General features: G+C 69.5%; 13 protein-coding genes. 9 read left to right on the top strand and 4 right to left on the bottom strand.

The genetic code is table 11. From position 1 onward, the window contains the following. The first annotated feature begins 514 nt into the window (after positions 1-514). The 7 genes from G3N18_RS03465 to G3N18_RS03435 all read left to right on the top strand — a co-directional run bounded on the left by G3N18_RS03465 (position 515) and on the right by G3N18_RS03435 (position 8,783). The gene (locus G3N18_RS03465; protein ID WP_196382915.1) at positions 515-4,717 is read left to right on the top strand and encodes an FtsK/SpoIIIE domain-containing protein; all 4,203 of its coding nucleotides are present in this window, start codon (positions 515-517) and stop codon (positions 4,715-4,717) included. A gap of 98 nt (positions 4,718-4,815) precedes the next feature. Next, positions 4,816-5,112 (top strand): WXG100 family type VII secretion target, encoded by a 297-nt coding sequence (locus G3N18_RS03460; RefSeq protein ID WP_196382914.1) that lies wholly within the window; start codon positions 4,816-4,818, stop codon positions 5,110-5,112. Between the two features lie 11 nt (positions 5,113-5,123). Next, positions 5,124-5,396: a hypothetical protein gene (locus tag G3N18_RS03455; protein WP_196382913.1), complete on the top strand. Its 273-nt coding sequence runs from the start codon at positions 5,124-5,126 to the stop codon at positions 5,394-5,396. An 89-nt stretch (positions 5,397-5,485) separates the two neighbouring features. Beyond that, entirely contained in the window at positions 5,486-7,189 is a 1,704-nt protein-coding gene (locus G3N18_RS03450; protein WP_196382912.1) for a hypothetical protein, read from the top strand. Between the two features lie 86 nt (positions 7,190-7,275). Further along, entirely contained in the window at positions 7,276-7,692 is a 417-nt protein-coding gene (locus G3N18_RS03445; protein WP_196382911.1) for a hypothetical protein, read from the top strand. 178 nt (positions 7,693-7,870) lie between these two features. Then, positions 7,871-8,212, top strand: a complete 342-nt coding sequence (locus G3N18_RS03440) for a hypothetical protein (RefSeq protein ID WP_196382910.1) — start codon at positions 7,871-7,873, stop codon at positions 8,210-8,212. Between the two features lie 64 nt (positions 8,213-8,276). Then, on the top strand, positions 8,277-8,783 hold the full coding sequence (locus G3N18_RS03435) for a hypothetical protein (RefSeq protein WP_196382909.1): 507 nt from the start codon (positions 8,277-8,279) through the stop codon (positions 8,781-8,783). 19 nt (positions 8,784-8,802) lie between these two features. On the opposite strand, the gene G3N18_RS03430 is transcribed toward G3N18_RS03435, so the two are convergent. The 4 genes from G3N18_RS03430 to G3N18_RS03415 are packed head-to-tail and all read right to left on the bottom strand — an operon-like array spanning position 8,803 to position 11,970. Continuing rightward, positions 8,803-9,921 carry a sulfate/molybdate ABC transporter ATP-binding protein gene (locus tag G3N18_RS03430; protein WP_314431369.1) on the bottom strand — a complete coding sequence of 373 codons (1,119 nt, stop codon included), beginning with the start codon at positions 9,919-9,921 and terminating at the stop codon, positions 8,803-8,805. After that, a complete protein-coding gene (locus G3N18_RS03425; protein WP_230403828.1) occupies positions 9,918-10,688 on the bottom strand; it encodes an ABC transporter permease in 771 nt (256 codons plus the stop codon). The genes G3N18_RS03430 and G3N18_RS03425 overlap by 4 nt, the downstream gene beginning before the upstream one ends. Positions 10,689-10,740: 52 nt before the next feature. Next, positions 10,741-11,574 (bottom strand): molybdate ABC transporter substrate-binding protein, encoded by an 834-nt coding sequence (gene modA, locus G3N18_RS03420; protein WP_230403826.1) that lies wholly within the window; start codon positions 11,572-11,574, stop codon positions 10,741-10,743. Between the two features lie 3 nt (positions 11,575-11,577). Beyond that, positions 11,578-11,970: a TOBE domain-containing protein gene (locus G3N18_RS03415; protein ID WP_196382907.1), complete on the bottom strand. Its 393-nt coding sequence runs from the start codon at positions 11,968-11,970 to the stop codon at positions 11,578-11,580. Positions 11,971-12,081: 111 nt separating this feature from the next. On the opposite strand from G3N18_RS03415, the gene G3N18_RS03410 reads away from it, so the two are divergent. Together G3N18_RS03410 and G3N18_RS03405 are read left to right on the top strand one after the other, a co-directional pair. After that, complete coding sequence (locus G3N18_RS03410; protein ID WP_196382906.1) at positions 12,082-13,203, top strand: ThiF family adenylyltransferase; 1,122 nt, start codon at positions 12,082-12,084, stop codon at positions 13,201-13,203. Next, a complete protein-coding gene (locus G3N18_RS03405) occupies positions 13,194-14,465 on the top strand; it encodes a molybdopterin molybdotransferase MoeA (protein WP_338038221.1) in 1,272 nt (423 codons plus the stop codon). Before G3N18_RS03410 ends, G3N18_RS03405 begins: the two co-directional genes overlap by 10 nt. Positions 14,466-14,536 lie beyond the last annotated feature (71 nt).

The following is a 14,536-nucleotide window of genomic DNA, read 5'->3' as shown; positions in this document are numbered from 1 at the left end:
CCCGCGAACGCCGAGCTGGCGCCCGATCCTCGTGCACGCGCCCCCGACGGCCACCGTCCGCGTCACGCGAGTCCAACACGAGCCCGACGGCCCGCTCCTTCAAACCCGGCGGGCACTTCTTCGAAGCTAGCATCGACTCTCATTCTTTCGGGACGGTCAGACCCTCCATTCAACCCGGCGCGACATACTTCTTGTTCTTTGGTTGAGACTCGCGCGTAGCAGAGAATCTTCATCCCGACATGGTCGGCGTACACGATGAGCGGTTGGAGTCGGACCGCTCGCGGCGGCTAGCCTGGCGGTCGGCTGACGATCCGGAGGGGTTGATGTGAGACTGAAGCTGGAGTTGGTGTCTCGGGATGCGTCGTCGCGGGATGTCGTGGTGACGTGTGACGCGTCGGCGACGGTGGGAGACGTGGCCCGCCGGTTGGCGGGGCGTGCGGCGTCGGCGGTGGTGACGTTGTGGGTTGATCCGGGCGCGGGTGAGGTGATGCGGCCGGTTAATCCGTTGTTGTCGATGAACGAGTCCGGGGTGCGGTCGGGGTCTCGTGTCGCGGTGGCGGAGGCGGTCGCCCAGCAAGTCGTGGGTGAGGCTGTGCGGGCGCGGGTCACGGTGCTGGAGGGCGTCGACGAGGGGGCGGTGTTCGCGCTGGGCGACGGGGTGAACTTCATCGGTCGTGACCCGGCGGTGCAGGTGCGGTTGCAGGACGGGTTGGTGTCTCGTCGTCACGCGAGTCTGACGGTGGTTTCGGGGTCGGTCGTCGTCGACGATCTGAACTCCGCGAACGGTATCGAGGTGAACGGGTCGCGTGCGGAACGGGCGGTGGTCACGTCGCGGGATCGTCTCGTTGTGGGCGATTCGAAGTTACGGGTCGAGGTGCTGCCGTCTGCCGGGCCGGTGGCGGGTGAGGCGTCGGGGTTCTCGCGGTCGCCGCGGGTCGTGCAGCCGTGGTCTGGTGGCGAGGTCCCCGCGCCGGCGCTGCCTCGGGCGGGCGAGCGACCTCGTTTTGCGTGGATTGCCGTGGTCGCGCCGATCGCGGCGGGTGGGGTGCTGTTCGCGTTGACGCGCAATCCGTTGATGCTGGTGTTCATCGCGCTCAGTCCAGTGCTGATGGTCGCGTCCTGGTGGGATCAGCGCGTGCGGCAGAAGCGCCAGAGCCGCGACGAGCAGAAGCGCTTCGGAAAGGGGTTGGAGAGTCTCGCCGCGGAGTTGGCGGACGGTGTCGTCAGGGAGCGGGAGGCCCGGCTTCGCGAGTCCCCGTCGACGGAGGAGGCTCTCGGTGCGGTGCAGGAGCGGTCGCCGCTGTTGTGGACCCGGATGCCTGAGCACGCGGCGTTTCTGTCAGTGCGTCTGGGGGTCGGCGAGCTGCCTTCACGAACCCGAGTGCAGCTTCCGACACGCGATCTGGGCGCGGCGTCGGAGTGGGAGCAGCTGAGGTCGCTCGTCGACGAGCATGCGACGGTGACCGGGGTTCCCGTCGTCGAACGGTTGTCGGATGCAGGCGCCCTCGGGATCGCCGCCGAGCCCGCCGTGGCGTCGGCGATCATGCGGGCTTTGCTGTTGCAGATCGCTTCGTTGCACTCCCCCGCGGACGTGGCCCTGTGCGTACTGGCGATGGGATCCGCGGAAGACGAGTGGGCGTGGGCGAAGTGGCTCCCCCACATCGACTCCCCGCATGCACCGGTGCGCTCACCACTCGCGTCAGATGTGCCCAGCTCGTCGCGCATGCTGGCCGAGCTGGAGGAGCTGATCATGCAGCGTCGGGCGGGCCGGAGCGGTGCACGACGTGTGCGGTCGCATCTGCGCGGGCTGACGCCCGGGGAGGTGGATGTCTGGGAAGCTGTGGATGCCGACCCGGTGACACCTGCGGTGGTGGTGTTCGTCGCGGACGCGTCCGGCGTGGACCGGGGACGTCTGGTTCAGCTCGCGGAGGATGGCCCCGACGTCGGCGTGTACACGGTGTGGGTGGAGCGTCATCCGGAGGCACTTCCGGTCGTCTGCCGTACGTTCGTCTCGTTCGCTTACGGAGCCCCGACCGTATCCTTCGTGCGCCACGGCTCCACGGTGCGTCTCACTCGTGTGGAAGCGCTGGAGCGCAGCCGGGCAGTCGCCGCAGCGCGATCGCTGGCCCCGTTGGAGGATGACGGTGCACCGATCCTCGACGAGTCCGACTTGCCGTCCGCAGTGCGGCTGGTCGATCTGTTCGAGGATGACATCGCCGCCGACCCCGGCGCGGTGAGCGGACGATGGGCGCGCTCGGACTCGGTGATCTCGAGATGGACGGCGGGGTCCGCGAACCGTGAACCGACCGGACTGACCGCGCTGGTGGGGCAGGGTGCGGCGGGACCGCTGCGCATCGACCTACGCCGCGACGGCCCGCACGCACTCGTCGGCGGCACAAGCGGTGCGGGGAAGAGCGAGTTCCTGCAGACGTGGATCTTGGGGATGGCGATCGAGCAGTCCCCGGACCGATTGACGTTCCTGCTGGTCGATTACAAGGGCGGCTCGGCGTTCGGCGACTGTGTGTCGCTGCCTCACACTGTGGGGCTCGTGACCGACCTCACCCCGCATCTCGTGGCCCGCGCATTGACGAGCCTTCGGGCGGAGTTGACACGTCGAGAGGAACTGTTCGCGATGAAGGGCGCGAAGGACCTCGCTGCGCTCGAGGAGCGGGCCGACCCGGACGCTCCTCCTGCGTTGGTGATCGTGATCGACGAGTTCGCCGCCCTGGTCACCGAAGTGCCGGCGTTCGTCGACGGGGTCATCGACATCGCGCAGCGTGGACGCTCACTCGGGTTGCATCTCATCATGGCGACACAGCGACCGGCCGGAGTCATCAAAGAGTCGCTGCGCGCGAACACGAATCTGCGGGTTGCGTTGCGGGTCGCCGACGAAGCCGATTCCGTGGACGTTCTGGGCACACCGCGTGCCGCGACGTTCGATGCGGACACGCCGGGTCGCGCCGCGGCGAAGCTGGGGGCCGGGCGTGTCCGCGACTTCCAGACTGCGTATGTCGGGGGCCGCGCCGGCACGGCGGCACCTGACGCCGGCATCCAGGTTCGCGACCTGCCTTTCGCGCCCGGGCAGGCATGGACCGATCCGACGCCGCGCCGACTCCGGTCCGGCCCGCGCGACATCGAACGGATCACGAACGCGATCCAGGGTGCCGCCGCGCAGTTGCGACTCCCCGTCGCACGTCGTCCGTGGCTCGACCCCCTGCCGGGGGTCGTCGATCTCGCAGATTTCACGCAGTCGCCCGGTTTCGTGCGCATCGGCATCCAGGACGAACCGGCCCGCCAGAGGCAGCAGCCGTTCGGCTGGGAGTGGGATGCCGTGGGCAGTGTCGCCGTCTTCGGGGCGGGCGGCACGGGGAAGACGACGCTGCTGCGCACCATCGCCGCGGCCGTGACGGTGAACCCCGAAGACACGTGGATGTACGCGATCGACACGGCGGGCGGACTCGCAATGCTCCGCGATTCTGCGCATGTCGGCGCGGTGATCGCTGGGAACGACTCCGAACGCGTGACGCGCCTCATCAGGTGGCTATCGGAGCACGCGCAAACAAGGGCTCGACTGTTCGCGGGCACGGACTCCGCAACCCTGAGCGATCACAACCGGCAGGCGCCGGCGCCGTTGCCACGCATCGTCGTGCTGATCGACGGCATCGCCGCCTTTCGTGCAGAGTACGAGTTCGTCGACGCGGGACGACTGTTCGACACGTTCACGCAGTTGCTCAGCGCGGGCCGCCAGGTCGGCATCCATCTCGTCGTCACCGCCGAACGCCACGCCGCTATCCCGCAGTCGATCCTGGCTTCGCTGTCGGAACGCGTCGTGCTGCGAATGTCGTCCGCAGCGGAAGCCGACATCGCCGGCGTGCCGCGGGACATGCTCGACGACGCCCCCGCCGGCCGCGCCTACGCGCACGGCCTCGAGGTGCAGATCGCGCTTCCCGGGGGCAGCACTGAACTCGCCGCGCAGGCAGATGCGCTACGGCGAACCCGCCCCACTGGTCCGCCCGCCCCTGCCGTGAAGCGTCTCGAGGAGCACATCGACTGGCATGCTCTCCCCCGGACCGTCGACGGGGCACCCGTGTACGGCGTCGCCGACGACACGTTGGACGCCGTGGGAGTCGCGGACGGGCTGTTCGTCGTCACCGGCCCGTTCGGCTCCGGCCGCAGCACCGCGATGCGCACGATCGCCCACGCCACCCACCACGCGTACCCCGACCTCCCCGCCTACCTCCTCTCTGCCCGCCCCGGCGACCTCAGCGACGAACTGCGCTGGAAGGATGCCGCGACCGACCCCGACACGTCGCTTGCCCTCGCAACGACCCTCGCGGCAACACTCACCGCCCCAGGCTCAGCGTCACTGTTCGTAGTCGTCGAAGACAGCAGCGGGTTCGAAGGAACCCCCGCCGAATCTGCGATCGCGGGGCTCCTCAAAGCCGCCCGCCGCAACCCCACCACCCGCGTCCTCGTGGAGACCGACACGGTCACCGCGGGGTCGGCGTGGCAGATCTTCACCGAACTGAAGACCGCTCGCGCCGGCATCGTCCTGCAACCCGAAGAGTCCGACGGGGCGAGCATCTTCCGTGTCCAGTTCCCCCGCTCCACCCGCGCCGACTTCCCCGCAGGCCGTGGATTCGCGGTCACCGCCGGACGCGTCCGACGGGTGCAAGTCGCCCGCTTGTCCCCCGAAGAGGGGACAAGAAATGGCTGATCGTCCAGGAACCCGCGTCATAAAATAAGCACAGAGCCGTCTCTAGAGGCGAGACGAATCACCGTGCAGGGCACGGTGCAACCAGAGGGGGAACTCTGATGGCTAACTTGAACGTCACCTACGGTGAAATGACGTCCCGTGCCGACCAGCTCATTGCCGGTCGCGATGAGATAAACACGACGCTGCAGCGGCTACAGTCCCAGATCAGCGCGCTCGTCGCCCAGGGGTTCGTCACCGACCGATCCTCAGGCGCCTACCAAGAGGCTTACAACCGGTTCACGTCGGGTGCGACGAACACCATCGGCGGACTCGACGACCTCGCCGCGTTCCTGCGCACCACCGCACAAACCCTGCAGGACGTCGACACCCAGATCGCCGCCCGCATCGGCCGCTGACCACGAGAGCCGTGACCAGCTCGCTATTCGCGGACTATGGTTCGATCTCGGCCTCGTCGGGGGGCCTCAGAGCCGCGGCTGCGGCTCTCTCCGACACCTGGATGCCATGGTCTGCGGGGCTCGGCTCCGTCAGCGTACAGGCTGCGCTGGACGGGGTGACCGCGATTCATTCGGCACGCGTGTCGGCTGCCGAGTCGATGCTTCAGCGTGCGGCGTTCGGAGTGGAGCAGGCGGTCGCGGACATGATCGCCGCGGATGAGAGTTTTGTGAGGGCGCTGCCGTGAGTGGTCAGTGGACAGCGTCAGACCCCGGGTATGGCGATCCTCCCTCGATTCGTGCGGCAGCTTCGGCGCGCCAGCAGCAAGCCGCGACGATGCGCGACGCCGCCGCGCGGACGGGTGCGGCCTCTGCAACGGCGTCCGCGGGGTGGTCGGGGCAGGGCGAGAGAGCCGTCGTCTCCGTGGCGACGGACGTGCAAGCGGATCTGGGCGGTCTCGCTTCGCAAGTCGACGCGGTGGCGGGCGCGTTGCAGCGGTACGCGAACGATGTCGACGCCGTGAAGCAGCAGCAGTCCGCGATCATCGCGCGCCAGGAAGAGACATCGCAGACGCTGTTGCGCGCCCGACGTAGCGTTGACCGGCTTGCGTCCGACAGTAGCGCGGACCCGTACGAACTCTCCCGTGCGAGAGGAAATGTCGATGCGTTGAACTGGCAGATGCGAGCGTACGGAGGGCAGCTCGAAGCGCTCACGACCCTCAGGTCTGCCGCGGACAGTGCTGCCATCGCATCGCTCAGCGGCGCGTCGAGCGCGGGCGCTCTTACTGGGTTTGTCCCGGGCGGTCCTGGCGCGACACCGTCCGGCAGCCTCCCGAACGTGACGCTCGAGCAGTTGGCGGGGATGACGGCCACGGAACTGGCCGCCCTGTTCCAGTTCTACCCTGGCCTGGCCGCCTCGCTCCGCACCTCTGCACCTCCGGATCAGGTCGCTGCATGGTGGGCGTCGCTGTCCAGGGACGCACAGACGGCCCTCGTTCTGGGCGCGCCGGGACTGATCGGCTCCCTGGGCGGGGTGTCTCCCGTCGCGCGGTCCGCCGCGAACAGGTTGAACGCGGTCGCGCGTGAAGCGGAGATTGATGCTCGCCTCGCGGAGTTGCGATCGACCCCCACCTCTGGCGGGTTCTCCACTCCCGCCTACGGGTACGACGCGGGCACCTTCGATGAGGAGATCAACCGGTTGCTCGCGGAACGCGGGTACCTTCAGAAGGTGATCGACGGAACCGTTCAGCTGTATCTGTACGACCCGTCATCCCTGAGCATCGTGGAGATGATCGGAACCCCCGGCCCCGAAACCACCGCGATCAACACCTACATCCCGGGCACGTTCACGAGCCTGTTCAGCTTCTACCACGGCGACGTCCAACAAGTCGGCAGCTGGCTTACGAAGAAGGACACCGGCCAGGTGACATTCGTGTGGAAGCACGGCCTGTTCCCCGGAGAAGACCCGGCGACCGGTGCCGCGCAGATCCTGCCGCGCATTCTTGAGGCGAACTTCCTGCCGTGGGCGGTCGCGAAAGGCGACGCCCTCGCCAGGTTCGAATCCGAACTCCGAGCGTCACTCACCTCTGCGGCATCCGCTGAGCACAACGGCATCGCGCACTCGTGGGGACTCGGCGCACTCACTGCGTCCGAAGATGCCGGCGCGGAGTATGACACGGTCATCTCCCTCTCCGGCGCGGGGATGCCACCGGACTGGAGGCCGCACCCCGGCACGGCGTACGCCCACTTCGCATACACCGACGCCCTGACGATGGCGCAACAGACCGGCGCCGTGTGGGGCGGGAACAACCCCGGCACCAGCCCCTACTTCCAGCAACACCACTACGCCACACCGGGAGACTTCACCATCGTGACACGCCCGCTCATCAACCCGTTCGCTCCCGGCGGGCCCGACGTCGTGATTCCGATGCACGTGATCCCCGCCACCAGCGACCCCATCGGCAATCACGACCTCATCGCCACCAACAAGGACGCCAACCTCCGCGCGCTCAGCGATGTTCTAGCGGAGCTGCAACAATGACCGGCCGCCCGTCGCGATGGGGTCTGGTCGTCTGCGTGGCCGTGGTCGTGAGCGTGCTGACCGGATGCGCTCAGAAGGATGACGGAGTGGACAAGACGCTGACCATCGACCAAGCGAAAAGCCAGACCCAAGAGGTCGAGATGCGCATCATCGAACTCACGCCCGCTACCTACGTGGCAGATGTGAGACAGCAGCCGGAGGGCGTGCTGCTGGCGTGCAGCCCAACTTCGGTGACGTGGGCGGGAGGTGCCACGCTCACCGTGCAATCGGACCCCGATTTCACCAAGATCCTCACCGACATCCAGACGGCGTTCAACGCAGACCCGGCGTACACGACCATCATGGACACCGACTATCACGGCGATCCCGTACTCACCATCCACGACGCAGCCGGCAGCCAATGGATCGTCAGGCCGATGAAGCGGGGCGCAACCCTCGACATTTCCTCGTCGTCCCCCTGCTTCGCGACCCCCGACGGCATGCAACGCAGCGACTCGTATTAGCGCGGGAGTAGCGGTGATGGCGCTCAGGGAGGCGCTGATGCTGCGGGCGGGTGGTGTTCGTGACGCGGCGACCGCGATGGTCAACGCCGACACGGCAGCCGCAGCCATGGCGTCCACCCGATGAGCACGCAATGGTCGACAGTCGACCGTCCGAGTCCTGGCGGGCGGAGTTGGAGCGATGTACGGGTATGAACCAGCGAACGATGTCGCCAGATACGCGATCCAAGCACCCAACGACATCAACCGCATCTATGCTGGCCAACAAGCATGGGAAGTTGGATTCGGCATTGCGCCCGAGCAGATCCCCCGGATCACGATCCTCAATTCGGGAATGAGCGGCCTACCAATGAACCCTATGACCGTGTCCATGGAAGCGTCGCTCGCAGGCCCTCTCGCTGTCGCAGCGCAGATCCCCGCCAGCGTGGACAATCACATCGACATGATGAGTGACGACCTTTCGGTCAACGGCACCTCACTACGAAGCGTGCGAGAGCTGCTGCATCAGATGGGTAAGCAGTGAGGTATCGATTGGCTTTCGTCGCGATCGTTGCCGCCCTTCGCGATGTTCTAGCGGAGCTGCAACGATGACCGGCCGCCCGTCGCGATGGGGTCTGGTCGTCTGCGTGGCCGTGGTGTTGAGTGTGCTGACCGGATGCGCGCAGAAGGATGACGGAGTGGACAAGACATTGACCATCGATCAAGCCAAGCACCAGACCCAAGCCGTGACCCAACAGATTATCGATCTGGTGCCGTCGGATTTCGTGGCCCTATCGAAGGTGCGACCCGAAGGTATCCTGCTGGCGTGCAGTCCCACATCCCTCACCTGGAGCGGCGGTGCCACGCTCACCGTGCAATCGGACCCCGATTTCACCAAGATCCTCACCGACATCCAGACGGCGTTCACCGCAGACCCGGCGTACACGACCATCATGGACACCGACGATCACGGCGATCCCGTACTCACCATCCACGACAAGGCCGGCAGCCAATGGATCGTCAGGCCGATGACACGCGGGGCAACACTCGACGTCATGTCATCGTCCCCCTGCTTCCTCACACCCGACGGCATGCAACCCAGCGACTCGTATTAGCGCGGGAGTAGCGGTGATGTCACCGCGGCGCGAGCCGGACGAGCTGCGGGTCGAGGGCGAAGACCACCGGCGACCCGACCGCGAGATCGTGCGCGGCGAGCTCCGCCGCCGAGATCTCGACATCGGCCTCGGGGTCCGACACGTGCAGTCGCGCCCCGGCGGGCGTCGCCTCGATGCGCGCGACGTGGGTGCGCCAGAGCACAGGGCGCTCTTCACGGGCATCCGCAGCACCTCTCCCCTGCTCAGGCACGATGCGCGCGGCACCCGACGGCACCAAGAGCACCGCCGCTCCGTCGGCGCTGCCCGGCACCGTCACCGTCAGGGCGCCCGACCGCCAGTACCCGCCCCCCACGAGGCCCGGCACCCGCGCCACCCCCGCCAGCGTCGCCGCGAAAGCCGTGCGCGGCGCGGTCAGCACCTCGCGAGGCGCGCCCTGCTGTGCGATGGCCCCCGCCTCCATCAGCATCAGCCTGTCGGCGAGGGCGATGGCATCGACCACGGCGTGCGTGACGATCACCGTCGTCGTGCCGGTGCGGCGCACCTGATCGCTCAGCATGCTGCGCACATCGGCCGCCGTGGCGGGATCGAGCGCGGCGAACGGTTCGTCGAGCAGCAGCACGCGGGGCCGCGCAGCCAGCGCGCGCGCGAGCGCGACGCGCTGCTGCTGACCTCCCGACAGCGCCTCGGGCAGACGCGCCGCGTCGGCGCCGAGACCCACACGGTCGAGCCACCGGTCAGCCTCGGCGCGGCGCAAAGCGCGCGACACTCGTGCACCCCGCCGCGAGCGGGCGACGAGGGCGAACGCGACGTTCTCGCGCGCGGAGAGGTGCGGGAAGAGCCTCGCCTGCTGCCCGAGCAACACCACTCCCCGCTGCTGCGGTGGCACGTGCACGCGTGCGCTCGAAACGTCGGCACCGTCGACACGGACGTAGCCGCGCTCGGCGCGCACGAGGCCCGAGACGACCGACAGAAGGGTCGACTTGCCGGCGCCGCTCGGCCCCATGAGGGCGACGACCTCGCCCGGAGCCGCCGTGAGGCGGGCATCCATCTCGAACGAACCCCGCTGCAACGCGACGTGCACCTCGAGCGCGGCCCCGCGAGCAGCCGCATCACTGCCCCTGACTGGTGCGGCAGTCACCGCGCGGCCCCCGCGCCCGGGCGCCACGCCCGCACGAGCAGCAGCACAGCGACCGCGGTCGTCAGCAGCAGCAGCGACAGAGCGACGGCCGTGCCCTGCGACACCCCAGCGCCGTTGAAGGCGGTATAGATCGCGAGCGGCATGGTCTGGGTGACGCCCGGCGCGTTGCCCGCGAACAGCGCCGTCGCCCCGAACTCGCCGATCGCCCGCGCGAAGCACAGCACGATCCCCGCGATCAGTCCCGGCGCTGCGAGCGGCAGCGTCACCCGCCACAGAATGCGCCACCGCCCCGCCCCGAGCGCTGCCGCGGTCTGCTCGTAGCCGATCCCGGTCGAGCGCAGCGACCCTTCGAGCGCCAGCACGAGAAAAGGCAGCGCCACGAACGTCTGCGCGATCACGACGGCCGCCGTCGTGAACGGCACCTTCACCCCGACCTCGGCGAGAAGCGCACCGAGCCATCCGTTGCGCCCCAGCAGGGCCAGCAGCGCGACCCCGCCGACCATCGGCGGCAGCACGAGCGGCACCGTGACGACGGCGCGCAGCAGCGTCGCCACGCGCGCACCCGATCGCGCGATGAGCAGCGCGAGCGGCACGCCGAGCACGACGCACACCATCGTCGCGATCGTGCCGGTCACGAGCGAGAGCCCGAGCGCCGACACCGCCTCGGGCGAGGTGACATCGGCCCACAGCGTCGACCACTCGACCCGCCCGACGAGCGCGCTCAGCGGCACGGCGAGCAAGGCCAGACCGAGCACCGCGGGCACCATCAGCACCCGCGGTACGAAACCTCTCCCGTCGCCCCTCACAGGCCCGTCGCCCTCAATGCGCGCCGAAACCGAGCGAGCGCAGCACCGACTGCCCGTCATCCGACAGCACATACGCGACGAACGCGGCTGCGGCGTCGGGGTTCTTCGATCCCGTCAGCGCCACGATCGGATACGTGTTCACGACGGCGTCGGCACCCGCAGTGGCGACGGTCTCGACGTCGGTCGAGCTCTTCGCGTCGGTCACGTAGACGAGGCCGGCATCGGCCTCGCCGCCGGCTACCTTCGTGAGCACGGCCGTGACGCTCTGCTCGTAGCTGTCGACGGATGCCTGCACGCCGACGTTGCTCAGCAGGGTCGCCGACGCGGCGCCGCACGGCACCTCGGCGGCGCAGAGCACGACGTCGAGATCGGGGTTCGCGAGATCGGCGGGACCCGTCACGCCGCCGGGGTTGCCGGAGGGCACGACGAGGGTGAGCACGTTGGTGGCGAAGGGCTTGGGATCTGTCGCGAGCGAGGCATCCGTCACTTTCGCCATGTTCTTCTGATCGGCCGAGGCGAACACGTCGACCGCGGCGCCCTCGATGATCTGCGTCGCGAGGGTCGACGAGCCGTCGTAGCTGATGGGCAAGACGTCGACGCCGGGGTTCTGCGCCTCGAAGTCGGCGGCGAGCCGGTCGAACGCCGTTTTGAGCGACGCCGCAGCCGAGATGGTGAGCGTTCCGCTGAGCGTCGAGGCGCTGGCGGCGGCATCGCCGCTCGCCGAGGCGTCAACCGCGGTGGGCGTGCTCGCACACCCCGCGAGCGTCGACATCGCGACGACGAGCGCGGCGAGGGCCGTGACGGGCCTGACCGGCCTGGCGGCGGCGCGGGGTCGGGAGTGGGTCATGGGTCAGCCTTTCGGGGTCTCGACGATGACGGTCGTGGCTTTGACGATCGCGACGGCCAGCGATCCGGGCGCGAGGTCCAGTTCGCGCACGGCTTCGGCCGACATGAGCGTCACGACGCGGTGCGGGCCGCACTGGATGTCGACCTGCGCCATGACGCCGTCGAGTTGCACGCGCGTGACGAGCCCTGTGAAGCGATTGCGCGCGCTTGACAGGCGGTCGGTCGGATCGTTGGGAGTGTGGGCGAGCTCGACGGCCTTGGCGGCGAGCGCCTCACCGGGAATCTCGGCCGGTGCGGCATCGGTCGTCGGCAGAGCGCCCTGGTCGATCCACCGCCGAACGGTGTCGTCGCTCACGCCGAGCAGGCGTGCCGCGTCAGAGATGCGATAGCTCGTCATGAGGCAAAACTACTCCGCACATGCGGAACGATGACCGTGGATATTCCGCTCGTGAGGTTTCCACGGGCATACGGTCGCAGCGCGCGCGGCGTGCGGGATTAGCCTGAACGCATGCCGCTGCCTCCCCTCGTCAGCCCCGTCGATGCGCTCTCCGACGCCGAGCGCACGCGCACGCACCGGCACGCGGCACTGCGCGGATTCGGCGAGCTCGCGCAGCGCCGCCTGGCCGCCGCACACGTCGCGATCGTCGGAGCCGGCGGGCTCGGCTCACCCGCCGTACTGGCCCTCTGCGCGGGGGGAGTGGGCACGATCACCGTGATCGACGACGACGACGTCGACGTCGCGAACCTGCAGCGCCAGGTGCTGCACCGCCACCGTGACATCGGCGCACCGAAGGTCGATTCGGCCGTGCGCGCGGGCGCCGACCTCAGCCCCGAGACACGTGTCGACGCCCGCAGAGAGAGGCTGGATGCCACGAATGCCGCGCATCTGCTGGCGGGGGCCGACCTCGTGCTCGACGGCTCGGACACCTTCGCGACGCGCACGATCGTCGCCGCGGAGTGCGAACGGCGAGGGCTACCGCTCGTCTGGGGCGTCGTGCAGGAGTTCCACGCGCAGGTGACGGTGTTCTGGTCGGCGCCGCCCGCGGGTCGTGAGGCCGTCGTGCTCGCCGATCTGCACCCGCCCGAGCTGGTCGGCGAAGCACCCAGCTGCACCGAGGTGGGCGTGCTGGGCGCACTGACCCTGCAGGTCGGCGCGATCATGGCCGTCGAAGCGCTGAAGCTCATCACCGGCGTCGGCGAGCCGCTGCTCGGCCGCGTGCTGCTCGTCGACGCGCTCGCCGGTCGCAGCACCGACGTGCCGCTGCACCCGACCGCTGAGCGGCGCCGCGGGGTGGTCGAGGCATCCGAACCCGCCGCGCCCGCTGTACCAGACGCCTACGCCGCCGCTCCCCCGCAGCTGACGCTCGCCGAGATGCGCACCGCGATCGCCGACGAGGGCGCCGTCGTACTCGACGTGCGCGAGCCGCACGAGACGCGCGGCGGCGGAATCGACGGCGCGATCCTGATGCCTCTCGGCGACCTGTTGGCCGATCCCTCCGCGGTCGCCGCGACGGCGCCCGTCGTCGTGGTGTGCGCGAAGGGGCTGCGCGCACGGCGCGCCGCCGAGGCGCTGCGAGAGCGCGGGGTCGACGCGCGCGTGCTCGCGGGCGGATTGGCGGCATGGACATGAGCGCGACGCCGGGCGCCGCCATGGTCAGTGTCGATGAGCACCTCGCGACGGTGCTCGCTGCCGCCGCTTCCCTGCCGGTGCGCAGCGTCGCTCTCGCCGACGCGCTGGGCGCGACCCTCGCCGCGCCTGCGGTCGCGGCGTTCGATCTGCCCGCGTTCGAGAACTCGGCGATGGACGGCTTCGCCGTGCGCCACGCCGACGTCGCCGCGGCGCGCGCCGACCGGCCGGTGCGACTGCAGGTCGTCGCCGATGTTCCCGCCGGCAGCCCCCTCGATCCCCCGCTCGCCGCCGGAGAGGCGGCGCGCATCATGACCGGTGCACCGCTGCCGACCGCGGCCGACACCGTCGTGCCTTTCGAAGACACCCTCGGCGGCCTCGCCGACTCGCTCGGCGAGATCGTCGTGGCGAGCGCGCCGAGATCGCTCGGGGCGCACGTGCGGCGGCGCGGCGAAGACACGCCGCGCGGCGGCCTCGTGCTGCCGGCGGGCACTCTGCTCGGCGGTCGGCAGCTCGCCGCGCTCGCCGCCGTGGGTGTGACCGGCGTGACGGTCGCGTCGGCGCCGCGCGTGGTCGTCGTCTCGACGGGCAGCGAACTCGTGCCGCTCGATGACCTGCCCGCTCGCGGCGGGTCGCTGCGGCGCGGCGAGATCCCCGAATCCAACGGCACGCTGCTGGCTGGGCTCGTGCACGGCGCGGGCGCCGTCGTGGTCCGCCGCGAGGTCGTTGACGACGAGGGCGACGATCTGCACGATCTGCTCGACGCCGTGACGACGGGCCCGGATGCCTGCGACGTCGTCATCTTCTCGGGCGGTGTCAGCGCCGGAGCCTACGAAGTCGTGCGCCAGCACGTCACCCAGATGACCTTCGGTCCCGTCGCGATGCAACCGGGCAAGCCCCAGGGTTTCGGGGTGGCGGGATCGACGCTGCTGTTCGGGCTGCCCGGCAACCCGGTGAGCGTTGCCGTGTCGTTCGAGGTGTTCGTGCGCCCGGCTCTGCTCGCTCTGCAGGGCCGCGCTCGGCTGCACAGGCCGCGGGTGCGCGCGGTCGCCGACAGCGGCTGGCGCACACCCGAGGGGCGCCAGCAGTTCTTGCCCGTCGCTCTCGACCGCTCAGACCCCGCCGCGTGGCGCGCCGTGCCGGTGTCGGGCGGCGGTTCGCACCTCGCCGGGCGGCTCGGCGCTGCCGATGCGTACGCCGTCATTCCGGCCGACCTCGAGGTCGTACGCGCCGGCGACCCGGTCGACGTGATGCTGCTCGACTGAGCACCGCTGGACTGAGCACCGCACCGCCACTGCCCACCGCCACTGCCCACCGGAACGAATATCGAGGATGC

Origin of the sequence: Microbacterium paulum (assembly GCF_015707995.1) — a bacterium.
In the GTDB taxonomy this organism is placed as follows: domain Bacteria; phylum Actinomycetota; class Actinomycetes; order Actinomycetales; family Microbacteriaceae; genus Microbacterium; species Microbacterium paulum.
This window is presented reverse-complemented; position numbering and strand designations above follow the sequence as displayed.

Bases quoted from the DNA above. Each gene is read 5' to 3' on its own strand.
- G3N18_RS03465 (WP_196382915.1), top strand. From the start codon at position 515: ATGAACGAGTCCGGGGTGCGGTCGGGGTCTCGTGTCGCGGTGGCGGAG.
- G3N18_RS03460 (WP_196382914.1), top strand. From the start codon at position 4,816: ATGGCTAACTTGAACGTCACCTACGGTGAAATGACGTCCCGTGCCGAC.
- G3N18_RS03450 (WP_196382912.1), top strand. From the start codon at position 5,486: ATGCGCGACGCCGCCGCGCGGACGGGTGCGGCCTCTGCAACGGCGTCC.
- G3N18_RS03440 (WP_196382910.1), top strand. From the start codon at position 7,871: ATGTACGGGTATGAACCAGCGAACGATGTCGCCAGATACGCGATCCAA.
- G3N18_RS03435 (WP_196382909.1), top strand. From the start codon at position 8,277: ATGACCGGCCGCCCGTCGCGATGGGGTCTGGTCGTCTGCGTGGCCGTG.
- G3N18_RS03425 (WP_230403828.1), bottom strand. From the start codon at position 10,688: ATGGTGCCCGCGGTGCTCGGTCTGGCCTTGCTCGCCGTGCCGCTGAGC.
- modA (WP_230403826.1), bottom strand. From the start codon at position 11,574: ATGACCCACTCCCGACCCCGCGCCGCCGCCAGGCCGGTCAGGCCCGTC.
- G3N18_RS03415 (WP_196382907.1), bottom strand. From the start codon at position 11,970: ATGACGAGCTATCGCATCTCTGACGCGGCACGCCTGCTCGGCGTGAGC.
- G3N18_RS03410 (WP_196382906.1), top strand. From the start codon at position 12,082: ATGCCGCTGCCTCCCCTCGTCAGCCCCGTCGATGCGCTCTCCGACGCC.
- G3N18_RS03405 (WP_338038221.1), top strand. From the start codon at position 13,194: ATGGACATGAGCGCGACGCCGGGCGCCGCCATGGTCAGTGTCGATGAG.